Source organism: Pseudomonas fluorescens (genome assembly GCF_040448305.1).
Taxonomy (GTDB): domain Bacteria; phylum Pseudomonadota; class Gammaproteobacteria; order Pseudomonadales; family Pseudomonadaceae; genus Aquipseudomonas; species Aquipseudomonas fluorescens_BH.
In genome coordinates, this window is the sequence record NZ_CP148752.1 from 6,677,877 (window position 1) to 6,700,569 (window position 22,693).

General features: G+C 60.7%; 23 protein-coding genes. 13 read left to right on the top strand and 10 right to left on the bottom strand.

The genetic code is table 11. The annotated features are described in order from the left end of the window. The first annotated feature begins 32 nt into the window (after positions 1-32). Positions 33-515, top strand: a complete 483-nt coding sequence (locus WHX55_RS30590) for an acyl-CoA thioesterase (protein WP_046038855.1) — start codon at positions 33-35, stop codon at positions 513-515. Positions 516-644: 129 nt separating this feature from the next. On the opposite strand, the gene pdxY is transcribed toward WHX55_RS30590, so the two are convergent. Then, positions 645-1,517 carry a pyridoxal kinase PdxY gene (pdxY, locus tag WHX55_RS30595; protein ID WP_150757443.1) on the bottom strand — a complete coding sequence of 291 codons (873 nt, stop codon included), beginning with the start codon at positions 1,515-1,517 and terminating at the stop codon, positions 645-647. 119 nt (positions 1,518-1,636) lie between these two features. Here pdxY and WHX55_RS30600 point away from each other — a divergent pair, with 119 nt between their 5' ends. Beyond that, on the top strand, positions 1,637-2,050 hold the full coding sequence (locus WHX55_RS30600; protein WP_150753806.1) for a DUF3301 domain-containing protein: 414 nt from the start codon (positions 1,637-1,639) through the stop codon (positions 2,048-2,050). Between the two features lie 4 nt (positions 2,051-2,054). Here WHX55_RS30600 and WHX55_RS30605 read toward each other — a convergent pair whose 3' ends face one another. Next, positions 2,055-3,026 (bottom strand): CobW family GTP-binding protein, encoded by a 972-nt coding sequence (locus tag WHX55_RS30605; protein WP_150753805.1) that lies wholly within the window; start codon positions 3,024-3,026, stop codon positions 2,055-2,057. Positions 3,027-3,053: 27 nt separating this feature from the next. On the opposite strand from WHX55_RS30605, the gene WHX55_RS30610 reads away from it, so the two are divergent. Then, positions 3,054-3,410 (top strand): NADH:ubiquinone oxidoreductase, encoded by a 357-nt coding sequence (locus WHX55_RS30610; RefSeq protein WP_150724844.1) that lies wholly within the window; start codon positions 3,054-3,056, stop codon positions 3,408-3,410. A gap of 15 nt (positions 3,411-3,425) precedes the next feature. On the opposite strand, the gene zigA is transcribed toward WHX55_RS30610, so the two are convergent. After that, positions 3,426-4,631, bottom strand: a complete 1,206-nt coding sequence (zigA, locus tag WHX55_RS30615) for a zinc metallochaperone GTPase ZigA (RefSeq protein WP_353741773.1) — start codon at positions 4,629-4,631, stop codon at positions 3,426-3,428. Between the two features lie 142 nt (positions 4,632-4,773). Between zigA and WHX55_RS30620 the strand changes: the two genes are divergently transcribed. The 7 genes from WHX55_RS30620 (at position 4,774) to WHX55_RS30650 (ending at position 10,167) form a co-directional block, all read left to right on the top strand. Beyond that, a complete protein-coding gene (locus WHX55_RS30620) occupies positions 4,774-5,151 on the top strand; it encodes a glutamine synthetase (protein ID WP_150724842.1) in 378 nt (125 codons plus the stop codon). A gap of 145 nt (positions 5,152-5,296) precedes the next feature. After that, positions 5,297-6,193, top strand: a complete 897-nt coding sequence (gene folE2 / locus WHX55_RS30625) for a GTP cyclohydrolase FolE2 (RefSeq protein ID WP_150753803.1) — start codon at positions 5,297-5,299, stop codon at positions 6,191-6,193. Beyond that, on the top strand, positions 6,190-6,858 hold the full coding sequence (locus tag WHX55_RS30630) for an ATP-binding cassette domain-containing protein (RefSeq protein ID WP_150753802.1): 669 nt from the start codon (positions 6,190-6,192) through the stop codon (positions 6,856-6,858). The genes folE2 and WHX55_RS30630 overlap by 4 nt, the downstream gene beginning before the upstream one ends. Then, complete coding sequence (locus WHX55_RS30635; RefSeq protein ID WP_150753801.1) at positions 6,858-7,724, top strand: metal ABC transporter permease; 867 nt, start codon at positions 6,858-6,860, stop codon at positions 7,722-7,724. Before WHX55_RS30630 ends, WHX55_RS30635 begins: the two co-directional genes overlap by 1 nt. 11 nt (positions 7,725-7,735) lie before the next feature. After that, positions 7,736-8,611 carry a metal ABC transporter substrate-binding protein gene (locus WHX55_RS30640; RefSeq protein ID WP_150724838.1) on the top strand — a complete coding sequence of 292 codons (876 nt, stop codon included), beginning with the start codon at positions 7,736-7,738 and terminating at the stop codon, positions 8,609-8,611. Further along, positions 8,608-9,168 (top strand): carbonate dehydratase, encoded by a 561-nt coding sequence (locus WHX55_RS30645; RefSeq protein WP_353741774.1) that lies wholly within the window; start codon positions 8,608-8,610, stop codon positions 9,166-9,168. The genes WHX55_RS30640 and WHX55_RS30645 overlap by 4 nt, the downstream gene beginning before the upstream one ends. Positions 9,169-9,288: 120 nt before the next feature. After that, a complete protein-coding gene (locus tag WHX55_RS30650; protein WP_150757441.1) occupies positions 9,289-10,167 on the top strand; it encodes a His/Gly/Thr/Pro-type tRNA ligase C-terminal domain-containing protein in 879 nt (292 codons plus the stop codon). 98 nt (positions 10,168-10,265) lie between these two features. Here WHX55_RS30650 and WHX55_RS30655 read toward each other — a convergent pair whose 3' ends face one another. Next, on the bottom strand, positions 10,266-10,787 hold the full coding sequence (locus WHX55_RS30655; RefSeq protein ID WP_150753798.1) for a DUF3617 domain-containing protein: 522 nt from the start codon (positions 10,785-10,787) through the stop codon (positions 10,266-10,268). Positions 10,788-10,919: 132 nt separating this feature from the next. Here WHX55_RS30655 and cls point away from each other — a divergent pair, with 132 nt between their 5' ends. Then, a complete protein-coding gene (cls, locus tag WHX55_RS30660; protein WP_150757440.1) occupies positions 10,920-12,359 on the top strand; it encodes a cardiolipin synthase in 1,440 nt (479 codons plus the stop codon). Here the strand turns inward: cls and cfaB are convergent. The 5 genes from cfaB to WHX55_RS30685 form a co-directional block, all read right to left on the bottom strand. Continuing rightward, positions 12,356-13,540, bottom strand: a complete 1,185-nt coding sequence (cfaB, locus tag WHX55_RS30665) for a C17 cyclopropane fatty acid synthase CfaB (RefSeq protein ID WP_150757439.1) — start codon at positions 13,538-13,540, stop codon at positions 12,356-12,358. The genes cls and cfaB overlap by 4 nt on opposite strands. A 219-nt stretch (positions 13,541-13,759) precedes the next feature. Beyond that, complete coding sequence (locus WHX55_RS30670) at positions 13,760-15,670, bottom strand: cation-translocating P-type ATPase (RefSeq protein ID WP_150757438.1); 1,911 nt, start codon at positions 15,668-15,670, stop codon at positions 13,760-13,762. Next, the gene (locus WHX55_RS30675; protein WP_150753794.1) at positions 15,667-16,725 is read right to left on the bottom strand and encodes a protease modulator HflK; all 1,059 of its coding nucleotides are present in this window, start codon (positions 16,723-16,725) and stop codon (positions 15,667-15,669) included. The genes WHX55_RS30670 and WHX55_RS30675 overlap by 4 nt, the downstream gene beginning before the upstream one ends. Next, a complete protein-coding gene (locus WHX55_RS30680) occupies positions 16,722-17,762 on the bottom strand; it encodes a protease modulator HflC (RefSeq protein WP_108218817.1) in 1,041 nt (346 codons plus the stop codon). Before WHX55_RS30680 ends, WHX55_RS30675 begins: the two co-directional genes overlap by 4 nt. After that, the gene (locus WHX55_RS30685) at positions 17,759-19,717 is read right to left on the bottom strand and encodes a protease modulator HflK (protein ID WP_150757437.1); all 1,959 of its coding nucleotides are present in this window, start codon (positions 19,715-19,717) and stop codon (positions 17,759-17,761) included. Before WHX55_RS30685 ends, WHX55_RS30680 begins: the two co-directional genes overlap by 4 nt. A gap of 214 nt (positions 19,718-19,931) precedes the next feature. Here WHX55_RS30685 and lpdA point away from each other — a divergent pair, with 214 nt between their 5' ends. Further along, positions 19,932-21,332: a dihydrolipoyl dehydrogenase gene (lpdA, locus tag WHX55_RS30690; RefSeq protein WP_150757436.1), complete on the top strand. Its 1,401-nt coding sequence runs from the start codon at positions 19,932-19,934 to the stop codon at positions 21,330-21,332. A gap of 111 nt (positions 21,333-21,443) precedes the next feature. Here the strand turns inward: lpdA and WHX55_RS30695 are convergent, their stop codons facing one another. Beyond that, entirely contained in the window at positions 21,444-21,917 is a 474-nt protein-coding gene (locus tag WHX55_RS30695; RefSeq protein WP_150757435.1) for an Lrp/AsnC family transcriptional regulator, read from the bottom strand. Positions 21,918-22,062: 145 nt separating this feature from the next. Here WHX55_RS30695 and WHX55_RS30700 point away from each other — a divergent pair, with 145 nt between their 5' ends. Next, positions 22,063-22,692 carry a LysE family translocator gene (locus tag WHX55_RS30700; RefSeq protein ID WP_150753791.1) on the top strand — a complete coding sequence of 210 codons (630 nt, stop codon included), beginning with the start codon at positions 22,063-22,065 and terminating at the stop codon, positions 22,690-22,692. The last annotated feature ends 1 nt before the right edge of the window (position 22,693 follow it).

Genomic DNA, 22,693 nt, shown 5'->3' on the forward strand with positions numbered 1-22,693 from the left:
CCTCAAACCTGGCCTTGACCCGTGAGAATGCTATGGAACCCGGAAACGCCCAGCTGTCGATGACGGTATTGATGACCCCCGACATGGCCAACTTCTCTGGCAATGTTCACGGCGGCACCCTGCTCAAGTACCTCGACGAAGTGGCCTACGCCTGCGCCAGCCGTTATGCCGGCCGCTATGTGGTGACCCTGTCGGTGGACCAGGTCATTTTCCGCGAGCCGATCCATGTCGGCGAACTGGTGACCTTTCTCGCCTCAGTCAACTACACCGGCAACACCTCCATGGAGGTGGGCATCAAAGTGGTGACCGAGAACATCCGCGAACGCTCGGTGCGCCACACCAACAGCTGCTTCTTCACCATGGTTGCGGTGGATGACCAGCGTAAACCAGCATCAGTACCACCGCTGCAACCGCAGAATAGCGAAGACAAGCGTCGTTACATGCAGGCGCAGCAGCGCCGACAGATTCGTCAGGAGTCGGAAAAGCGCTATCAGGAGATCAAGGGCGACGTCTGACGTGTTCGATCGTTCAATCGCCATCGCGGGCAAGCCCGCTCCCACAGGGATTCAAGTTGTAAGCACTCTTTGTGCAACACAGCAAAACCTGTGGGAGCGGGCTTGCTCGCGAATGGGCTCAACGCTCAATCAGAGGCTGATCGAGGTCGCCTCGAACCGCACCCGCGGATGGGCAATCCGGTCCTGAGCCCGTACCAGTTCCAACTCGTAGCTGGCACAGGCCTGGGTTTCCAGCAGCACTTCATGCACCGCCGACGCCGTGAACTCGAAGGCGGCCACCAGGCTGTCGCCCAACAGCACACGCGCCAGGAACAGACCGGACGTCAGATCGCCCACGCCCACCGGCTGACGCGGGAACGCCAGCAACGGGCGCTGCAAATGCCAGCTGCCTTCGGCCGTCACCAGCAGCATCTCGAAGGCCTCTGCCGATTTGCCTGGGTAGTCCAGATGCTTGACCAGCACTGCTTTCGGGCCGCGCACCAACAATGCACGCGCCATTGCCAGGCAATCGAACAGCGATTGCGGCTTGCGCCCGGAGAAGCTGTCCAGCTCAAGCTGGTTCGGGCACATGAAGTCCGCCACGGCGGCGGCCTCTTCCAACAGGAAATCACTGACCTCCGCCGGAACACTGCAGCCCTTCTCCGGATGCCCCATGACCGGGTCACACAGGTACAGCGCCTTGGGATTCATCGACTTGATCCGCGCCACCCCCGTCAGGATCGCCCGGCCCTGGGCCGCACTGCCGAGGTAACCGGAGAGCACCGCATCGCAGTTGCCCAGCTCGCCAATCGCCGCGATGCCTTCGACCAGGTCAGGTATCTGGTGCGGCGCCAGCACTTCACCGGCCCACTGACCGTACTGGGTGTGATTGGAGAACTGCACGGTGTTGAGCGGCCAGACATTCACCCCGACCCGTTGCATCGGGAAAACCGCGGCACTGTTGCCGGCGTGACCGAATACCACGTGGGACTGGATAGCGAGCAAATGCGGTGTACGTTTCATGCGGTGGATTTCCGTAAAACGATTGAAATTCTAGCCGCGCAGTATGCGACTAAACGCAGCCTGTACGACAGACCAGCGACGCAGTTAAGCTGACACTATCTTGTTGGAGCACCCTGTTGATGCTGACCCTTGGAAATATATTCGTGCTGATGCTGTTCGCCACTGCCGGCGCATGGCTATGGCACAACCACGGCTTGCGCGAGCGCGCGCTGGAGCGGGTCAAGCAGCATTGCGGCAAACTCGGGATCGAATTGCTCGATGGCAACGTGGCCTTGAAAAGAATCGCGTTCATCAGGGATGCCAGTGGTCGCCGACGCCTGGCCCGTGTGTATAACTTCGAATTCACCGTGACCGGTGAATCCCGCCATAACGGCACCATCACCCAGTTCGGCGCTCACAGTGCACAAATTGAGCTGGCGCCCTACCCGGTCCCGTTCGACGAAACCGAGCCGGTGGTCGACGTGGCGAAACCTCGCGCGGAAGTGATCGAGCTGAGCCAGTGGCGCCAGGACCATACCAAGTGGCGGCCTTGAGCCGTTAACCCGATCCGGCTCGGCACGCTGCCAGCTCACGCTGCAATCGATCTGCATTCTGCACCTCACTGAAAATCAGCTCGATACGCGAATCCTGCCGCCATTCACTGGGCTTCCAGTCCAGCACCGAGTTATCCACCGCGTTCGCCGAGACCCAGCCGTGGGTACTGTGGATAACCAGCTTCGCCCGCCTCCAGCCAAGGCTTTCAAGCCACCGGCCAACCAGAGCGGCATCAAACACCTGGCTTGGGTGCCAACGCCATCCGATGCTCCAGCCTCCGTCCTGCTCCTGACTCAAGCAAATGGGCAACGCGGGATCGCTCCAAAGCGCCGGCAGCTGCGCCATTCCCTTGGGCACGACGAAGTTATCCACACCTGCCCGCGCTTTGGCATTCAGCCCTGGCAACTCGCTCAAGGGTAAAGCCGCCTGTTGCGTCCAGCACAGGGGGAGCGGCGGCAATTGCCCGGCGATTCGCTGGCGACTGTCTTCTTCAAGGCCTTCAGATTTGTTCAACAGCAGCAATCCCGCATGGCCCAGCGCTTGCCGTTGAACATCCGGCAGCGGTTTGCCAGCGGCGAGCGACTGGGCATCCAACACCAGCACACAAGGCTGGACAGCCAACACGCCTTGCCACGGTGCTTCACTCAATTGCCTGAGCAACTGCGCCGGATGCCCTAGCCCCGAGGGCTCGATGAACAGCCGATCCGGTTGTGCCTTGCGCAACAAGCGCCCAAGACCAATCTGAAACGGCGCACCGTTGACGCAACACAAGCAGCCCCCGGCCACTTCCCCCAGTGCGATACCATCGGCGTCCTGGGTCAGCAGCGCAGCGTCGAGACCGATCTGGCCAAACTCGTTGATCAACACCGCCCACCGCTCGCCAGCCGGGCGCTGGGCCAGCAGGTGCTTGATCAGGCTGGTCTTGCCGGCGCCCAACGGGCCGGCAATGACATGAGTGGGGATATTCTGCAGCATGGTTGATGATTTCTGAGGAGGTGGTGGATGCGGTTAATCGGCTTGTCGTTGTTCCTGGCACTCGTTTCAGGCGAGGCGCTGGCCCAGGCGTGTGTGGTTCACAGCCAGGGCGAGCGGCTTGATGTCCAGGTTTGCCAGCAGAACCGCAACATCCCGCCAAAACTCTTCGCCGATGGTTTCTGCCAACCAAACCTGGCGGGGCAGAAAGTCGATGTGCAGTATGTCGATCAATGCCCCGGCGGCGCATTTGGTATCTGCAGCAACGCCCAAGTCGCCAATATGCCCTACCGACAGGATATTCACTATTACGGCGTTGCCACCGACGCGGCGTACTTGCAGCCGTACTGCGAGACCCAGAGCCAGGGCACCTGGCTCAAGCCTTGAAGCGCCAGTAGTGGATCAGGCCGCTTCTTCATACCAAGGGCCGAATGGATCAGGCAGCAAACGCCAGCCCTCTACGCCCAGCGCCATTTCCTCATCGGTCAGCAGGCATGCGTCCAGCTCGGCCGCGAGTTGCGTGAAGTCGATGTTCTGGCCGATGAATACCAGTTCCTGGCGACAGTCCCCGCTGTCGGCGGTCCAGTTTTTCATGATCCCGGTGGTACTTTCTTCGTCCTGCGGCCATTGGTTTTTCGGTACGAAACGCCACCAGCGCCCGGCAAAACCATAGCGCATCAAACCACCGGCCTGAGACCAACTACCGGCGTCCATGTACTTGCTTGCCAGCCAGAAAAAGCCCTTGGAGCGCAGCAGTTTGCCATTGTCCCAGGGACCGTCGATGAAGTTGAAGAAACGCTGTGGATGGAACGGCCGGCGAGCCCGGTAAGCACTGGAAGCAATGCCGTACTCTGCGGTTTCCGGCACGTGTTCGCCGCGCAGCTCCTGCAACCATCCCGGTGCCTGAGCAGCCTTTTCGAAGTCAAAACGACCGGTGCTGAGAATCTTGTTCAAGGGGATTTCGCCCATCGCCATCGGAATGATTTCCGCCCGGGCGTTGAGCCGTTCAAGAATGGCGATCAATTCTTCGCGCTGGTGGCTGCTGATCAAGTCGATCTTGCTGAGCAAAATCACATCGGCGAACTCGACCTGCTCAATCAACAGATCGGTAATCGAACGTTCGTCTTCCTCCCCTAGTGTTTCTCCTCGGGAAGCCAGGCTTTCGGCAGCCTGGTAATCGAGCAGGAAGTTCATGCCATCGACCACCGTGACCATGGTGTCGAGACGGGCGATGTCGTTGAGGCTCTGGCCGTTTTCATCGCGGAAGGTGAAGGTTTCCGCCACCGGCAGCGGTTCGGAAATACCGGTGGACTCGATCAACAGATAGTCGAAGCGACCCTCCCTGGCGAGTTGACTCACCTCCTCCAGCAGGTCTTCACGTAACGTACAGCAAATACACCCGTTACTCATCTCCACCAACCGTTCTTCTGCTCTGTTTAGGCTGACATCGCGCTGGACTTCGGTGCCATCGACGTTGATTTCGCTCATATCATTGACGATGACTGCAACTCGCAAACCATCACGATTACGTAGTATGTAATTAAGAAGTGTACTCTTTCCGGCGCCTAGAAAGCCGGAGAGAACGGTCACGGGAAGTCGATTGGACATCTGCATATTCCTCACAGGGATGCCCGGTCGCTGTGTCGGGCCTACACAATGTTATACTGTAACATCACAAATAAACCATCCCCTCTTGCCCGGCAGGGCAAAGGACACGATGCTGAATGCTGCTCCCCTCGTGAGAAAGCCCATGCGCAACGCCCTTAAACCTGCATTGATCATGCTTTCCCTGCTGGTGGCTGCCGACGCGACGGCCCAGGTCCCGAGCCTGGCCAAGTGCACCCGCAGCGCCAACCTGCTGGCCTGCGTGGATGCGGATGGCAACGCCTATAGCGTCAATACCGCCGGCAGCACCCTCTATCTGCGGGGTTTCGAAGCGGCCGGAAAACGCTATTGGGCACAAACCAACAGCCGCTACGGTCAGCTGACGTTTTTCACCGGTATCGCTTCCGATGGCGAGGCCTGGGTCGGCTACAACCGGCGCGTCGGCTGGACCACGATCAATCGGTTTTCAAGCTCCGGCGGCAGCAGCGCCAGGTTCACCTGCAGCCGGATCGCTGGCTGTTAAGCCTCTTTGTTTTTCTGTTGATGCCGTGAAATCAGGCTGGGCATGTGGCAGTTGCGCATGATGAAAGTCCGCTCATGAAAAAGGCATCGTCGATTTTATTGTTATACTATAACATGTCAAATCAACTCCCACGATGGACCTGCTCATGAATGCGCTGACTCTGCCGGATATCGCCGCGCAGGCCTCACGCCAAGCCCTGCCACTGGAGTGGGTGGGCATGTGCGGCATTGCTCTTCCCGTTTTGTTTGATGGCCAACGACTGAATGCAAAGGCCGATGCCGGCGTGAGCCTCGACGATGGCAATGCGCGTGGCATTCACATGTCACGGCTCTATCTGGCGCTCGAATTGCTGGAGCAGAAAAATCTTTCACCGGCTTTGTTGCGGCGGGTTTTGCAGCGTTTTCTTGAGAGCCACGAGGGGCTATCCAGCAGCGCACACCTAACCATTCATGCCGATTTGTTGCTGAAAAGGCCGGCGCTGATCAGTCCACTGGCTGGCTGGAAAAGCTATCCAGTCAGCATCGAAGCGCGATTGAAAAACGCAATGTTCCACGTGGAACTAAAAATCGATGTGCCTTATTCCTCAACCTGCCCGTGTTCTGCGGCCCTTTCTCGACAGTTGATTCAGCAACAATTCGTCGATGATTTCGCCAACAAGCCACTGCAACACGCCGACGTTTTAGCGTGGCTCGGTTCCACGAACGGCATAGTCGCCACACCTCACAGCCAACGCAGCAGTGCAAAGTTGCGCGTTCGGTTGGCCGACTTTTTGGACGAGTTGCCTCTGATCGCCGTCATCAATGATGCCGAAGCCGCACTCGGCACCGCCGTTCAAACAGCGGTCAAACGCGCCGACGAACAGGCCTTCGCCCTGGCCAATGGTCAGAACCTGATGTTCTGCGAGGACGCCGCACGCCGTTTGAACCTGGCCCTGAAACGCTCCACAGGTATCAACGCCTTCCACATTCGAGTCACCCACGCCGAAAGCCTGCACGCCCATGACGCCGTAGCCGAAAGCCGTTTCAACTGGGAGGTCGCATGATTGCTTGCCACGCCTTGCGCTGGGGCGCACCGGGGCAGCCACTCACACCCGCGCTGGACTTCGAACTGTCGCAGGGCAGTCTGACCGCCATCATCGGTGCGAACGGTTCCGGGAAAAGCAGCCTGTTGAAGGTCATCGCCGGTTTGCAAAAACCGTTGGTGGGAAAGGTGCGACTGGATGTTCCACTCAAGGGCGGCCTGTCGTTCCTGCCCCAGCAACAACACTTGGACAGGCAATTTCCGATCAGCCTTCAGGCATTGGTCGCCGCCGGTTTCTGGGGCAACAAACAGTCACCCGAGATCCGTATCCAACGGCTGAAAACCGTCCTCGAAAAATGGTGCCTGAACGGCCTGGAAGATCGACCGTTGATGGCCCTCTCCGGCGGCGAATTGCAACGCGCCCTGCTCGCCCGTTTGAGTCTGACTGACGCGCCCCTGCTGTTGCTCGATGAGCCCCACGCGGCCCTCGATGAACTCGGCCAAGCATTGCTCTGGAAACACATACACGATTGGCACCTCGAAGGCCGGACACTGGTGGTCGTGTGCCATGACCTCGCCGCTGTCCGCGAGCACATCCCACATACGTTGCTGATCAAAGGCAGCGGTTGCCTATTCGGCCCAAGCACCGAACTGATCCGCCAACCACCACAAGTGCAGGTGGCCTGATGATCGCTGCCGCGCATCTTTGGCAACCGTTCCACGAGTTCGTGTTCATGCGTCGGGCGCTGCTCGGTGGGTTACTCCTGGCGTGCAGTACGGCTCCTCTTGGGGTGTTTCTGATCCTCAGGCGCATGAGCCTGATCGGCGATGCCGTCGCCCACGGCATCCTTCCCGGTGCAGCTCTGGGTTTCTGGTTTGCCGGGTTGAGCCTGCCGGCGTTGACCATCGGCGGTCTCGGCGCCGGCCTGAGCATGGCCGGCCTTGCGGCCTGGATTACGCGGCGCACCGGCCTGCGAGAGGACGCCAGCCTCGCGGCGATCTACCCGATTTCCCTGGCCGGTGGCGTGCTGATTCTCGGCATCGCCGGCAAACGCCTGGACCTGTTGCACCTGCTGTTTGGCTCGGCGCTGGCGGTCGACGGCCCGACCTTGACCGGCATGCTTTGGGTCTCGGGCCTGAGCCTGATTGCCATGGCATTGATCTACAAACCACTGCTGCTCGACACCCTCGACCCGCTTTTTCTGCAAACCGTCAGCCGACTCGGCCCACTGGCCCACGGCGTGTTCCTGACGCTGGTGGTGTTGAATCTGGTCATCGGCTTCCAGGCGATCGGCGCGTTGATGGTGGTCGGCCTGATGATGTTGCCTGCCGCCGCGTCACGTTTCTGGAGTCGCCGCCTGCCGGTACTGATCGTCGTCGCCGCCTTGCTCGGCAGCCTCTCGGTGTGGGTCGGTTTATTGATCTCGTTCTATTACTCGCTGCCCAGCGGCCCGGCAATCGTGCTGGTGGCCGGCGGTGGGTATCTGTTGTCCGTGGTGTTCGGGCCGGTGCACGGCTTGCTGCGACGCCCGCCTTTGCTTACATCCCAATGAGGTGTTACCCGATGCGCGCTTTACTCGTGCTGTTCAGCTTGATGGTGTCGATGTCACTGTCTGCCGCCGAAAAACTTCAGGTGGTCACCAGCTTCAGCATCCTTGCCGACATGACCCGGCAGGTCGGCAAGGAGCATATCCAGATCACCAACATGGTCGGCCCGGACGCGGATGCCCACACCTACGAGCCGACACCGGACGACGCCAAAGCGCTGCTCAAGGCCAGGCTCATCATCAAGAACGGCCTGGGTTTCGAGCCCTGGCTGGATCGTCTGGTGACGAGCACAGAGACCCGGGCACCGGTCATCAGCGCGAGCCACGGCGTCATCCCGCGCAGCCTGGATGAAGACGGCGAAACCGTTCCCGACCCGCATGCCTGGCATAACCTGGCGAACACCGAGTTGTACATCGCCAACATCACCAAGGCGCTGATCGCCGCTGACCCGGCGAACACCGCCGACTATGAGCACAACAGCCAGGTGTACCTGAAACAGGTCTACGCCCTGCTCGCCGAAGCCAAGGCCAAGCTCGGCTCACTACCACCTGGCAATCGCAAGATCGTGACGTCCCATGACGCCTTCGGTTATCTCGGCCAGGCCTACGGCATCGAATTCATGGCACCTCAAGGCCTGTCCACCGAGCGCGAACCTTCAGCCGCCGAAGTGGCCGCACTGATCACCCAGATTCGTCAGGCCAAGGTCAAAGCCGTGTTCATGGAAAACATCAAGGACGCCCGCCTGCTCAAGCAGATCGCCGATGAAAGCGGCGCGCAGATCGGCGGCACGCTGTACTCCGATGCCCTGGCGGCGAGCGGTCCGGCCAGCACCTTCACCGGGTTGTTCGAGTACAACCTCAACACCCTGTACAACGCGTTGAGCAAACCATGATCCGCAAGAACCCTTCCGGAGATTTACCGCTGATTGCCGAGTCGGCCTACGTCGACAAGACAGCAATCATTTGCGGCAAAGTGGTGATAGGCGAGAACGTGTTCGTCGGACCCTACGCGGTGATCCGCGCTGACGAAGTCGATGACTCAGGCGACATGCAGCCGATCACCATCGGCGCCAACTCGAACATCCAGGACGGCGTGGTGATCCACTCCAAATCCGGTGCGGCGGTAACCATTGGCGAGTTCAGTTCCATCGCCCACCGCTCGATCGTGCATGGTCCCTGCACCGTGGGCAATCGAGTGTTCATCGGTTTCAACAGCGTGCTGTTCAACTGCGTGGTCGGTGACGGTTGCGTGGTGCGGCACAACTCGGTGGTCGACGGTCGTGACCTGCCTGACGCCTTCTACGTGCCATCCACACCACGGATCGGCCCTAACACCGACCTCTCGCAATACCCGCCGGTGAGCGTCAGTGCCTCGGAGTTTTCCGAAGACGTGGCGCGCACCAACGTCGACCTGGTGCGCGGCTACAAAGCCCTGCAAAACGAGTTCTGAAGCGGGTGGCCAAAAACAGCCAACGTGTCAGGACAAATTGCCTGCCACGACAAACGTCTTAATGTTTGCCCCTATGGTTTATGCGATAACGCTCGTTAGAAGCACGTGAGTACGCCGACCATGATCCAGATCACCCTGCCCGATGGTTCATTGCGTGAATACGATCAGCCACTGTCCGTGCATGAGGTGGCCGCCAGTATCGGCCCCGAGCTGGCCATCGCGGCCGTAGCGGGAAGGGTCAATGGTGTACTGGTGGACTGCGAATACATGATCGAGGCGGATGCCCGGGTCAGCATTGTCACCCCCCGGGAGCCGGACGGCCTGGAGATCCTGCGCCGCTCCTGTGCATTGATGCTGGCCATGGCGGTAAAGCAACTCCACCCTCATGCGCAAATGCGTGCGGGAAAGGAATTGGGCGACGGTTTCTTTTACGAGTTTGCAGTCGAGCAACCGCTGACCCCGGCAGACCTGCCCCTCATCGAAGCGCGCATGCAGTCACTGGCAGCGACCAATCACTCGATCCGTCGTCGGCCAGCGCGCGAAGCAGTGTCGCTGTACCGTCTGGGGGACACCGAGTACCAGAGCCATGGACCCCACGTCCCCACCACCAAAGTCTTGCAGGCGTTTGCCCTCGATCACATCAGCGGCACGTTGCAACAACGGATCTACGGCACCTGCTGGTCCAGCCATCAGGAACTGCAACACTGGCGCGTTCCGCCCCACGTGGTTGTCGTGAGCATGGATGACCGCCAGGCGACTTATGCACAAGCGGTGACCGAATCCTTGCGCCAAAAAGGCGTGCGTGCCAAGGCCGATCTGCGTAACGAAAAAGTTCACTACAAGATTCGCCAGCACAGCCAGACCGTGCCGTACCTGGTGGTGGTTGGTGAAAAGGAACAGGCCGGGGGGTTTGTCAGTGTGCGCAGTCGCACGGGGGAGGATTTTGGCCGGATGGCTGTCGAGGCGGCGTGTGAGTGGTTGAGTCGGCCGGGGATCTAGGGAGGCTGGAAGGACGCTTTCGCGAGCAGGCTCGCTCCCACATTGACTGTGTGTCGATCACACATACCCTGTGGGAGCGAGCCTGCTCGCGAAGCTTTTTAAGCTCTTGGCTTCACAGTACCGCAATCCTGTCCCAACCAGACGGCGCGGGATTCGAGGCTGCCCTTCTGCTGAAGGCCGGTGGCGTTGAACGTCCCGTTGACCTTGGTGGTGAATTCGCGATCACTGAGGAACGTCGCCACACCGGCACCCTGGGCTCTCGGGCAGCTGAAACGGAATTTCCACTGGTTGCCGGAGCGGTCGGTGATTTCCTGTTTGCAGCCCGACTGCGGATCGGTCAGCGGAATGTTGTCGGTCTTGACCTGTTCCGGGGTCAGGCACGCCCGGATCCCTTTGCCGCCCATGGTGATGCCCTGCTTTTCCAGCTGGGCGCGCTGCTCAGGGGTCATCTGGCTCTGGATCTGGCCGAGGATCAATTGCAGGTCCGGCATATTCTGCTCGTCGACCTTCATGTTGCTCGTGGTCATCTCCCACAATCCTGGTTGCAGCATTTGCGCGTGAGCCGCCACAGGAAGTGCCAAACCCAGTGCCATGGCCAAACCCAGCAGACGAACGTTCATCGAGTAACTCCTGATCAGTAGTGGCCGTTAGACGTCAGCCGCGGGCTTCGGTTCATGGGCCAATTAATTAGCGACATTCTGCACGGAACATGGTCTGTTAAGCACTGAATCTTCAGGAGCAAGGCAGCCCCCATGGATTATTTCGGACCGCATATTTTCGGTTACACCATCGCCCTGCTGCACTCGCTGGGCATGATCGCGGCCATACACGCCGTGTTGACCGTCCGTACCGCCCAAGGCTCGATCGCCTGGGCCCTGTCGCTGTTTTTCATCCCTTACCTCACGCTGATCCCGTACCTGATGTTCGGCCGCAGCACCTTTGATGGCTACATCAAGGCCCGGCGGCAGGCCAACGAGGAGATGCGCAAGGCCGTTTCCGAACTCAACTGGCGACCCTGGGTAGAAGAAGCTCTCACCGCCCGCGCTTCTTCCGCCTACGCCTCACTCAGAGCGATGCCCAAGCTCGGACACATGCCCTGCCTGGCCAATAACCAGACGCGGCTGTTGATCAACGGCCAGTCGACATTCGACGCCATTTTCGATGCCATCAGCCAGGCGAAAGAAGCCGTGCTGATCCAGTTTTTCATCGTCCACGACGACCGTCTCGGCCAACGCCTGCAAACTTTGCTGTTGAAGAAAGCCGCCGAAGGCGTGGCGATCTACCTGTTGTATGACCGAATCGGCAGCCACTCCCTGCCCAACGGCTACGTGCAGGCCCTGCGTGATGGCGGGGTCGAGGTCAATGCTTTTGGCCCCCGTAATGGCTGGTTCAATCGCTTTCAGGTGAACTTCCGCAACCATCGCAAGATAGTGGTCGTAGACGGCATTCTCGGCTTCGTCGGCGGGCACAACGTCGGTGATGAATACATGGGCGAGAAACCGCCTCTGGCCCCCTGGCGCGATACCCACGTGCAAGTGCGCGGGCCAGTGGTGGCGTGCATGCAGGAGTCTTTCGCTGAAGACTGGTTCTGGGTGGCTCATGCCCTGCCGCCACTGATCCTGCCCGAGGTTTATCCGGAAGACGGCGTACTGTGCCAGTTGCTCGCCAGCGGGCCGGCAGACCCCTACGAAACCTGTTCTCTGTTTTTTGTCGAAGCGATCCATGCGGCGACGGAACGGGTCTGGATCACCAGCCCGTACTTCATCCCCGATGAAGCCGTGTTCGCAGCGTTGCGCCTGGCGGTACTGCGCGGTGTGGATGTGCGACTGCTGTTGCCGTCTCGACCCGACCACCGAATCGTCTACGCCGCCTCCAGCCTTTACGCCTTCGAAGCCGTGCGCGCCGGTGTGCGGGTGTTCCGTTACGAGCCCGGATTCCTGCACCAGAAAGTGGTGTTGATCGACAGCGAAATCAGCGCCATCGGCAGCGCCAACCTGGACAACCGTTCGTTCCGGCTGAATTTCGAAGTGATGTTGCTGACCGTCGACAGAGCCTTTGCCGCCGAGGTCGAACAGATGCTCAACGATGACTTCGCCAACGCCCACGAAATCGCCAAAGGAGAAGGCCGGGAGACCCACCGCCTGCAGCAGGTCGGCATGCGGGTCGCCCGGCTTATTTCGCCGATTCTCTAGAGGTAGATATCGTCACGGGTCCATGGCAGTTCATGACTGCCATCGGCGTGGGCCTTCACCGCGAGAATCTGGTGCAGGTTGATCCAGCCGCGGGCGAACGCGTAGGCGCAACCGGCCAGGTACAGCCGCCAGATGCGCAGGACTTGTTCCGGTACGAGCTTGGACGCCGCTTCGAGGTTGTCTTCCAGGCGTTCGCTCCAGTGATCGAGCGTACGAGCGTAGTGCAGGCGCAAACTCTCGACGTCGACGATTTCAAGCCCCGCCTCACTGATCTCGGCAGAGATCATCGACAGGTGCGGCAGCTCGCCATTGGGGAACACATATTTCCCGATGAAATCTCCGGCACCACGTCCTACCGGACGGCCATCAGTGTATTTGGCGGTGATCCCGTGGTTCATCACCAGGCCACCCTCTTTCACCGCGCCGAACAAGGTATTGCAGTACTCGGCCAGGTTGGCGTGGCCAACGTGTTCAAACATGCCGACGCTGACCACTTTGTCGAAACGGCCATCCTGCGGCAGATCGCGATAGTCGAGCAGTTGCAGTTCGACCAGGTCCTCCAGGCCCTCCGCTTTTACGCGCTCCCGGGCCAGGGCCAACTGCTCCTTGCTGAGGGTGATACCGAACACTCTCGCGCCAAATTCCCGCGCCGCAAAACGCGCCAGTCCGCCCCACCCGCAACCCACATCCAGCAGATACTCGCCGGGCTGCAGGCGCAGCTTGCGGCACAGATGACGGAACTTGGCTTGCTGGGCCTGTTCGAGGGTTTCGCTGCCGGTCTCGAAGTAAGCGCAGGAGTACGCCATGTCGCTGTCGAGCCACAGCTGATAGAACGCGTTGGAAAGGTCGTAGTGGTAGGAGATCGCCTTGGCGTCCATCTCTTTATCGTGGGCGCTACGAACCGGCTGATTGTCGTCGTTTTCATCCAGCAACGCCTGGCTCCATTCATCGCAGACACGGATCACTTCGCTGATGGAGCCTTCGAGTTCCAGTTTGCCTTCGACAAATGCAGCGCCAAGGGCGTCCAGGCTTGGATGGGTAAACTGGGTGACCATTTGTGGGTCCTTGACCACAATAGTGACGCTGGGCGCCGGTCCCAGATTGAGTTCATGGCCATCCCAGAGTCTCAGGCGAAGCGGTAATTGCAGATTCTGTAAGGCCGGTGGAAGATGCGCGAGCATGGAGAATCTCCCTTGTTTCAGACGTCTAAACAGAGGGTAGACCATCTTTGAAAAATAGCTGGCTATCGAATTAATAGCCGATTTCAATGATTCGCGACGCCTGCACCTGCCGCCGCGAACACACAAAAAGATGTGCCCTCATCTCCAATGACTACGAACCGGGCGCACAGTTCTAAAAAGTTGAAGCCCCCGTGATGACCCGGTTTAGAGCATTCGCCTTCAGGCTTCGTCCTTCAGTTTGAGCAACGGCTCCTGGAACCGCAGCAAACGACCGGCATTGCCCAACACCAACAAGGTGCTGAGGTTATGCAGCAACGCCGCAATCATCGCCCCGGCAGCGCCAAGCCAGCCGAACGCGGCGAAGGCCACGATCGCCAGGGTCCAGCCCAGCCCGATGATCACATTGACCTGCAACGTCTGGCGGCACTGACGGCTCAGGCGCACGCAGGTGCCGAGGCGGCGCAGGTCACTGCCGATCAGCACGATGTCCGCCGATGCCAGGGCGATGTCCGCACCGCCCGCACCCATGGCCACACCCACCACGCCAGCCTTGAGGGCCAGGGAGTCATTGATGCCATCGCCGACCACCATCGGCCGGAAGCCGCTGTCGATTTCCTTGAGCACGCGGTTCAGTTTGTCTTCGGGCAGGGCTTGCGCTTCGACGTCACTGATCCCGACATCCCGAGCAAGCGTTTGCGCGACGCTGTGCCGGTCACCGGTGAGTAACAACTGGCGACCCAATCCAAGGTCGCGCAACTCACCCAAGGCAAATTGCGCCTCGGGTTTGACGCTGTCGGCCAGCAACAGCCAGGCAAGAAACTCCCCATTGAGCGCCAGCCCGGCAATCGGACCGTCATGATCGGGAACCGTTGTTGTGCTGATGCCCAGTTGCGCAAACAACTCCGGCCGGCCGAGTGCCGCTTCGCCCTGCTCGGTCATCGCCACCACGCCCAGGCCCTGGCGCTCATGAATGTCAGAAAGCAGCAGGAAATGCTCCTGGGTCACCAACCCCGCCAGCGCACGGCTGACCGGGTGACTGCTGGCCGAGCCGAGGCTGGCGGCGAGCTTGAGGACATGGCTGCGATCCTCCAGCGGACTGTCGATGGATTGCAGGCGCAAGGTGCCGAAGGTCAGCGTCCCGGTCTTGTCGACCACCAGCGAAGTCAGGTCCGCCAACTCTTCGAGGAACGCAGAACTGCGGATCAGAATCCCGTGGCGTGCCGCTACCGCCACCCCGGCAATCGCCGTGGCCGGTGCCGACAACACCAGCGCACAAGGACAGGCCGCCACCAACACCGCGAGCATCGCTTGAGCGTTGTTGGTGATAAACCAGGTCACGGCGGCCAGCAACAAGACCAACACCATATAGCTGCCCGCGTAACGTTCCAGCAAACGAGTGATCGGCGGTTTCGAGCGCTCGGCGTTTTGCATCAGCGCGATGACTTTGCCGAGGGTCGATTCCTGGCCGGTGCGGGTCACTTCGATTCGCAGCAGACCGTCGAGGTTGATCGCACCGCCGAACACCGACATGCCGACACCCGCTTCCATCGGTACCGATTCGCCGGTAATGGAGGCGGTGTCCAGACTGGCCTGGCCGGACAACACCCGACCATCCGCCGGCACCCGGTCCCCGGCGCGGACCTCGACCAGGTCGCCGGCCTTGAGCGTGCCGTTGTCGACTTCAATGATGGAGCCGTCCGCCTGCACCTTGCGCGCGTGGCTGCGGGTCAGTTTGCCGAGTGCGTGAATCGCCTCCTGGGAACCGATCACGCTACGCTCCTCCAGCACGTGACCGAAGATCATGATGATCGGCAACAGGGCCGCCGTCAGCAGATCCCCGGTGGCCCAGGCACCCAGCATGGCCAGGGCAATCAATTGATCGGTGATGCCGTGCAGGCTTGGATAGCGCAGGCTGTACCAGGCCGAACGCATGACCGGAACGGCGACCAGCAGCGAGGCAAAACCCAGCAGCAGCTGATTGACGCCAGTCTGCTCCGGCGCCAGCCAACGCCAGATCAAGCCCAGCGCGAGCAAGCCCAATGCGAGCATGGCCAGGGTCAGCTGGCGCGCGGCGCGGCGCTGTTCAGCCGAAGACAACAGGCTCGGTGCGGCGGCGGTTTGAGCGGTCATTGTGCAGCTCCCTGAATGATCAGGCGGGAATCGTCTTTGGGATCGACCGTCGTGACCGAACCGGCCTGACCGAGAATTTTCGGCAACCGCTCGCGATAAATGCGCAGTAGCATTTGCGGGTCAGTGCCCTGTTGTTGCGCCTTGGCCAGGCTCAACACCGTGGCCGTGTCGGTGGATGCTTTGGCCAGTCGTTCACTGGCCTGGGCATGGGCAACCTGTAATGTTCTGTCGGATTGCTCGTTGGCCGTTTGCGTCAACTTTTCGGCTTCGGTACGCGCATTGGCCACGGCTTTGTCGGCCTGCTGGCTCGCTGTGAGTACCGCATTGAAGGCATTCACTGCTGGGCTTGGCAGACTCGATTGCACATCGACCCGCGCCACCTCAATCCCCAGTCCCTGCCCCGTCGCCGTGAGTTCAGCAAGACGCTGGTTGATGCCCTGCACCAGATCGCCTCGCAAACGCTCGCGTCGTTCCGCCGCCTGATTGTCAGCACCGATCAGCTCTGGCCGGGCAACCAGGATAGTGTCCAGATCGCGTGCGGCGGTGAGTGCCACAGCGCTGCGGGTGACCAACCGATCCAGTGCCGGCAACACATGTTCGCCTTGAAGCACGAACGCGTAAGGTTCGGTGACTTTGTAGAAAACCCGAACATCCAGTTGCACCACACCGGCATCACCCGTTAACAGATAGCCGGAGCCTGCGAGGGCATCGCTGATGGGCGTGGCAAAACTGGCCACGCGATCTGCCTGGATCGCGGCACCACTGCGCAACAGACCTTCCACTCGACGCTCGATCACCCGCTCCGCCGCCGGCAACAAAATCACCTGCTCGAACGGTTGCGGCCATGCCAGTAACAGCCCGGCATTCTGAATGCGATCCAGCGCGCCGAAATGCAAAACCACCGCGCGATTTTGCGGATCGATCTGCCGCACATTGGAAAACGCCCAAGCCAACGCCGCCAATACAGTCACCGCATACAAGGCCAAAAACGCCAAGCGCCCGGCCTGAATCCAGGGGCTGCTCAACTCATTTGTTCCACGTGGAACCAAACTCATGGCTGCGATCCGGACTTGTTGTCGAGACTCGGCGGACCGTCAACCAACACGCGGAACGGTGCGGCGTCGGTGCGCAGAATCAGCTTGGTTCCCGGCGTCACCACCGTGCCCAAGGTGTCGAGCGAGCGCAGCAGGTTGTAGAGCTGCGGCGATCCCGCGTAGGCGCGACCGTAAATCTGCGCCGCTTCGACGCGCGATTGCGCTTCGATATCCGCTGCTTTCACCGTGGCATCGGCCTGCACAATTCGCGCATCACGCTCGGCGGCGGAACGAATTTGCGCGGCCTCACGCTTGCCGATGGCCGTGCGCTCGGTTGCGATGGTTTCGCGCTCGGCGCGCATCCGGTCGACCGTCGCGGTGAGCGTCACCGAAGGCAGCGTCAATCGTTCGATACCGACCTGCAATACGCGCACGCCATAAGTGGTGAGCAGCTGCTGATCGATTTGCTTGCGCAGTTGTGCTTCGAAATCGGCAATGCGCACCTGGCTGGCATCGGTATTGACCAGGTTCGCCAGATCAAAACTGCTGGCGGTGGTTTCCAGTGCGGAGCCGACAAAGGTGCGAATCTGCCGCGCGGCTTCATCGGGCTGGTTCTGCACCGCGCGCATGAAACGTTGCACGTTGTCCGGATCGCCCTGCACCTGCCACGCCACGTAGGCCTGAACGATGATGCGCAAACCGTCCCGCGTACCGACATCCTGCAAACCGCTGGACGTGGTGCGCAGCCGCAGATCCACCGGAATCGCTGCTTCGAACGGTGCCGGCCAGCGCCAACCCAGTCCCGGCTCCAGCAAGACTCGCGATGGATTGCCGAAGCGCGTGATTACCGTGGCCTCCCCCGATCGCACCTGCACCAGGCTCGCGGCGGCGACCGCAAACGCCACCAGCAATGCCGCCCATCCCATCCGGCGCCACGGGAATGGACCGGCCTCCTGCGGATCGCCGTGATGATGGTGATGGCCGTGGTGGTGATGCCCGCCATGACCGTGATCGTGTCCGGCGTGGTCATCGTGATCGTGCGTATGGGACTGGCTCAATTGGCAGCTCCTGGCTGAGCGGTTTTACGCGACGGCGCAGGGTCAACCGGCAGCGTGAAAGTACGGAGGTCGATGGTCGGCGCATTGCTGCTGCCGCCCAGACGATGATCGAGCACCAGCAATTTGGCGTTGGCCAAACCCTGGGACAACTGACTGAAATACTGCTCCAGCACAAAGGCCTGGCCAGCGCTGGCATAGGCTTTTTGCTCGGCGTTGAATTTCAGGTCTGCGGCCTGGGCGCCAGCGTTGATTTCACGGGCGCTGGCCGTCGCCTGATCGCGGGCGATGCTGGCCTGCAACTGCGCCTGGTTGGTAGCCTCGGCGGCGGCGCCACGTTCACGGGCGATCAAGGCTTGCGCGCCAATCTGCGCCGCTTGCACGCCGTGATAGGCATTGGCTGCACCGGCCGGAGGATGAATCGCTTCGACCACCGTGGCGAGAATTTCCACGCCGCTGTCGAGTTTTTGCAGGTCCGCCTGAACTGCGCGGCCGATCTCTTCGGCCAGCCCTACCCTGTCCTCGCCAAGCAATCCGTCGAGGGTGCGCGAGGCGAAGTCGTGAACCAGGATTCGGCTGGCGGTGCTGCGAATCAACATCGGCACATCGGCACTGTTATAGGTCGCGGCCAACGCCGCCTCATCGCTCAGACCGATGCGATAGACGAAGCGCACGTCCATGTTGACGATCTGAAAGCTCTGCTTGTCGGCTCGGCTGCTGGCGATCACCTGGGATTTGTCGTTCACATGGCTGGCGTCCCACAGGCGATTGGCAATCGCCGGGGCCGGGCCTTCAGCGGGGTCGGCCTGAATGGGGGCTGTGGTTTCGCCAACACTGGTGGCCAACTCGTGAACCACGCCATTCTCGACGCTCAACACCCGGCCCAATGGCCAGGGCAAACCCATGTACAAGCCTGGACCGAACACCTCCACTGGCTTGCCGAATCGTTCGTAGATGCCACGCCCTTGCAGGGCAATTTCGTGAATACCGGTCAGCGACCAGCCAACCAGCGACACCACCGCCAGCACCGGCAGGAACGCCCGACGCATGTAAGTGAAGGCCCAGATTTGCCGCAGATCGATGCCGAAGCGGTTATGCAATTCGTGCTGCAACGCCAGCAATGGCTGTGGTGGCCAGCGCAGCATGTCAGCGACAAAACTGCGCGCCAACAACTCCGGCTCAAGACGGTCGCGGCGCGGACTGAACAATGACAACACCGCGCGCAGCAACAGTTCTACCGCCACCAGCCCCGGTAGCAGTCCAATCAACACCGCCAGGCGTACAGGCCACACCGACGTTTCATCGGCAAACAACAGACAAAAAGCACCGAGCACCAGGCTGATGATCGCCACACGAATCAATTGCGCCAACGTAGCGGCTTCAGGCCATTGCGCGGTGTTTTCCTGCGCCAGATGGCGCTCCATCACCAACAGGCCGAACGCCAACAGCAAAAAGCACGCAGCCCCGACCGTGGCCGACAGGCCCAGCGCTGCCGGGGGCAACGTGAGGTTCCAGGCCTGTTCCACGCCCAATACCGCCAACAATGCCCAGCCACCAAGCCACAGCGTCGGCGCGCCGATTTGCCCGAGCAGGTGCTGCGATTGCTGGCTGATCCGGTCCAGCAAACGCTCATACCACCCCGAAGGCGCGACAGACTCGTCGACAACGACCACCGGCACCTCGGGACTCATGGCGCGGGCACGCCACTGGGCTACCCACCCGGCCGATTGCAAACCGGCCATCAACACCACAGACGCCGCGCTCAGGTTCAGCAGCAACGCTGGCCACAGTGTTTGCGACGAAAACAGCCCGACAAAAAACGCCAGCAGCACACCCACCGTCGCGAATACGCCCGCACCGATGGCGAACTGGCGCAAACGCCGCCCTTGAATGACCGCCTGCTGAAAGCGCGGCAACCCGGCTAACGGCGCTTCATCAACATCGAGATCGACTTGCATACCACCCCAGAGTGTCTTCGCTTACAGAACAATTCGTTACGATATAACGAAAATGGTGAAATTTCTGTTTTCAAGCGCGCTATCTAAAGATTCCCAACCTGTCACTTAGCTGAAGCCTTGACCGAAAGACGGCAGAACGCACATATTACGCCCGTAATTTTATCCAGGAACTACTTTTACCCATCCCTTCCCCTTTCGATCCAGGAGTACATCCATGAGCATTTATGACGTCGTGATACTCGGCGGTGGCCCCGGCGGTTACAACGCGGCGATCCGCGCCGGACAACTGGGTCTGAAAGCCGCCTGCGTGGAAGGACGCGCCACACTCGGCGGCACCTGCCTGAACGTTGGTTGCATGCCGTCCAAGGCGTTGCTGCATGCCTCCGAACTGTACGACGCGGCCATGGGGGCGGAATTTGCCAACCTGGGGATCGACGTCAAACCCAGCCTCAACCTCGCCCGGATGATGACGCAAAAGGATGAAAGCGTTACCGGGTTGACCAAGGGCATCGAATTTCTTTTCCGCAAAAACAAAGTCGACTGGATCAAAGGCTGGGGCCACATCGACGGACCGGGCAAAGTCACGGTGACCGATAGCGCCGGTGGCAAGACCGAACTGATCGCCAGGGACATCATCATCGCCACCGGTTCCGAGCCCACGCCCCTGCCCGGCGTGGACATCGATAACAAACGCATCCTCGATTCCACAGGCGCCCTGGCACTGACCGAGGTGCCCAAGCATCTGGTGGTGATCGGCGCCGGCGTGATCGGCCTGGAGCTGGGCTCGGTCTGGCGACGTCTTGGGGCGCAGGTAACAGTGGTCGAGTTTCTCGACCGGATCTGCCCCGGCGTAGACATCGAAGCCGGTAAAACCCTGCAGCGCTCCCTGAGCAAGCAAGGCTTGAGTTTCAAATTGAGTTCAAAAGTGACCAGCGCCACCAGCTCCGCCAATGGCGTTCAGCTCAGCATCGAGCCTGCCGCTGGCGGTACCGCCGAGTTGCTGGAAGCCGATTACGTGCTGGTGGCCATCGGGCGCCGACCTTATACACAGGGCCTGGGCCTGGAGAACGTCGGCCTCGCCACTGACAAACGCGGCATGCTCGCCAACAAGGGGCATCGCACCGAAGCCGCCGGGGTCTGGGTGATTGGTGACGTGACCTCGGGTCCCATGCTCGCCCACAAGGCCGAGGACGAAGCCATGGCCTGCGTCGAGCAGATCGTCGGCAAGGCGGGCGAGGTCAATTACAACCTGATCCCCAGTGTGGTCTACACCAAACCGGAACTGGCCAGCGTCGGCAAGACCGAAGAGCAGCTCAAGGCCGAAGGCCGGGCGTACAAGGTCGGCAAGTTTCCCTTCACCGCCAACAGTCGGGCGAAGATCAACCACGAAACCGAAGGCTTCGCCAAAGTGCTGGCCGATGAGCGCACGGATGAAGTCCTCGGTGTGCATCTGGTCGGCCCGAGCGTCAGTGAAATGATTGGCGAGTACTGCGTGGCCATGGAGTTCAGCGCGTCGGCCGAAGACATTGCCCTGACCTGCCACCCGCACCCGACCCGCTCCGAAGCCTTGCGCCAGGCGGCGATGAATGTGGAGGGGATGGCGACGCAGATGTAAGACTTGAAGCGTTGCAGTGACTGATCTATCGCTATCGCGAGCAGGCTCGCTCCCACAGGTACAGCGCAAGCCTTGTGGGAGCGAGCCTGCTCGCGATGCAGACGACTCGGTCTACAGCGGCAAATGCTCCAGCGGCAACACCCCCGGGGCCTTCACCGTGTGAATCGCAAAGTTGCTGCGGATGTCGCTCACACCCGGCAGCTTCAACAATCGCCCGGTGAGAAAGCGGTCATAGGCGCGCAAGTCCGGCACCACCACCTGCAGCAGAAAATCCGACTCCCCTGACACCAGAAACGCCGAAATCACCTCGGGTAATGCCGTCACCGCCTGGCGAAAGGCTTCGGCTTGTTCGTCGTTATGGCGCTCGACCTTGACCCCGACAAACACCGTCAGCCCCAACCCCACTTCGTCGCGGTCCAGGTTGACCTGGTAGCCGCGAATAACCCCCGCCTCTTCAAGCATCCGAACCCGGCGCAAGCAAGGCGATGCCGACAGGCCGATCTCGTCTGCCAGTTGCACATTGCTCAGGCGGCCATCCCGTTGCAGCGCGGCGAGAATCTTGCGGTCGTAGGCGTCGAGTTTCATGGTTTGGCAGATCCTGATGGTTCAATCTTGATTAAGTGGCAGATTATGCCAATACACGACCCGATAGAAGCTGACAACGCAAGCACCTGCCCCGCCCTTCAGCCCTAGACTGGCACGACCAAATCGACAACGAATGGGGTGCAACATGCAAGGTCTCTGGCTGTTTTTCATGGCACTGGCAGTGGTCTACCTGTTGCCGGGGCCCGACATGATCCTGCTGTTGCAGACCGGTGCCCGCCAGGGCAAAGGCGCCGCGCTGGCCACGGCCGTGGGCCTGGGCATCGCCCGGGGTTGCCATGTGGCATTGGCGGCGCTGGGGCTGGCGGCACTGTTCAAGGCGGCGCCCTGGACTTTCGACGTGGTGCGCCTGGCCGGTGCCGCGTATCTGCTGTGGATCGGCATTCAGTGCCTGCGAACCACGATGCTGCCGAGCCTCACCAGCGCCGACGCAACCGGCGAAAAACCACGCTGGGGCGCAGCCATCCGACGCGGACTGCTGACCAACCTGCTCAATCCCAAGGCACTGTTGTTCTGCTCCGTGCTACTACCGCAATTCATCGACCCACAGGCCGGGCCGGTGCTCGGGCAATTTGCGACCTTGGGCGTGGTGCTGGTCGGTGTCGGTTTGCTGTTCGACAGCGCCTACGCTTTGATCGGCGCGGCACTCGGCCGTTGGCTGCAACGCAGCCCCTCAGCCCAGCGCCTGCAACAATGGTTGTTCGGCAGCCTGTTGATCGGTTTCGCCGTGCGGCTGACCTTTGTGCAACAGGCTTGAA

Bases quoted from the DNA above. Each gene is read 5' to 3' on its own strand.
- WHX55_RS30590 (WP_046038855.1), top strand. From the start codon at position 33: ATGGAACCCGGAAACGCCCAGCTGTCGATGACGGTATTGATGACCCCC.
- pdxY (WP_150757443.1), bottom strand. From the start codon at position 1,517: ATGAAACGTACACCGCATTTGCTCGCTATCCAGTCCCACGTGGTATTC.
- WHX55_RS30600 (WP_150753806.1), top strand. From the start codon at position 1,637: ATGCTGACCCTTGGAAATATATTCGTGCTGATGCTGTTCGCCACTGCC.
- WHX55_RS30605 (WP_150753805.1), bottom strand. From the start codon at position 3,026: ATGCTGCAGAATATCCCCACTCATGTCATTGCCGGCCCGTTGGGCGCC.
- WHX55_RS30610 (WP_150724844.1), top strand. From the start codon at position 3,054: ATGCGGTTAATCGGCTTGTCGTTGTTCCTGGCACTCGTTTCAGGCGAG.
- zigA (WP_353741773.1), bottom strand. From the start codon at position 4,631: ATGTCCAATCGACTTCCCGTGACCGTTCTCTCCGGCTTTCTAGGCGCC.
- WHX55_RS30620 (WP_150724842.1), top strand. From the start codon at position 4,774: ATGCGCAACGCCCTTAAACCTGCATTGATCATGCTTTCCCTGCTGGTG.
- folE2 (WP_150753803.1), top strand. From the start codon at position 5,297: ATGAATGCGCTGACTCTGCCGGATATCGCCGCGCAGGCCTCACGCCAA.
- WHX55_RS30630 (WP_150753802.1), top strand. From the start codon at position 6,190: ATGATTGCTTGCCACGCCTTGCGCTGGGGCGCACCGGGGCAGCCACTC.
- WHX55_RS30635 (WP_150753801.1), top strand. From the start codon at position 6,858: ATGATCGCTGCCGCGCATCTTTGGCAACCGTTCCACGAGTTCGTGTTC.
- WHX55_RS30640 (WP_150724838.1), top strand. From the start codon at position 7,736: ATGCGCGCTTTACTCGTGCTGTTCAGCTTGATGGTGTCGATGTCACTG.
- WHX55_RS30645 (WP_353741774.1), top strand. From the start codon at position 8,608: ATGATCCGCAAGAACCCTTCCGGAGATTTACCGCTGATTGCCGAGTCG.
- WHX55_RS30650 (WP_150757441.1), top strand. From the start codon at position 9,289: ATGATCCAGATCACCCTGCCCGATGGTTCATTGCGTGAATACGATCAG.
- WHX55_RS30655 (WP_150753798.1), bottom strand. From the start codon at position 10,787: ATGAACGTTCGTCTGCTGGGTTTGGCCATGGCACTGGGTTTGGCACTT.
- cls (WP_150757440.1), top strand. From the start codon at position 10,920: ATGGATTATTTCGGACCGCATATTTTCGGTTACACCATCGCCCTGCTG.
- cfaB (WP_150757439.1), bottom strand. From the start codon at position 13,540: ATGCTCGCGCATCTTCCACCGGCCTTACAGAATCTGCAATTACCGCTT.
- WHX55_RS30670 (WP_150757438.1), bottom strand. From the start codon at position 15,670: ATGACCGCTCAAACCGCCGCCGCACCGAGCCTGTTGTCTTCGGCTGAA.
- WHX55_RS30675 (WP_150753794.1), bottom strand. From the start codon at position 16,725: ATGAGTTTGGTTCCACGTGGAACAAATGAGTTGAGCAGCCCCTGGATT.
- WHX55_RS30685 (WP_150757437.1), bottom strand. From the start codon at position 19,717: ATGCAAGTCGATCTCGATGTTGATGAAGCGCCGTTAGCCGGGTTGCCG.
- lpdA (WP_150757436.1), top strand. From the start codon at position 19,932: ATGAGCATTTATGACGTCGTGATACTCGGCGGTGGCCCCGGCGGTTAC.
- WHX55_RS30695 (WP_150757435.1), bottom strand. From the start codon at position 21,917: ATGAAACTCGACGCCTACGACCGCAAGATTCTCGCCGCGCTGCAACGG.
- WHX55_RS30700 (WP_150753791.1), top strand. From the start codon at position 22,063: ATGCAAGGTCTCTGGCTGTTTTTCATGGCACTGGCAGTGGTCTACCTG.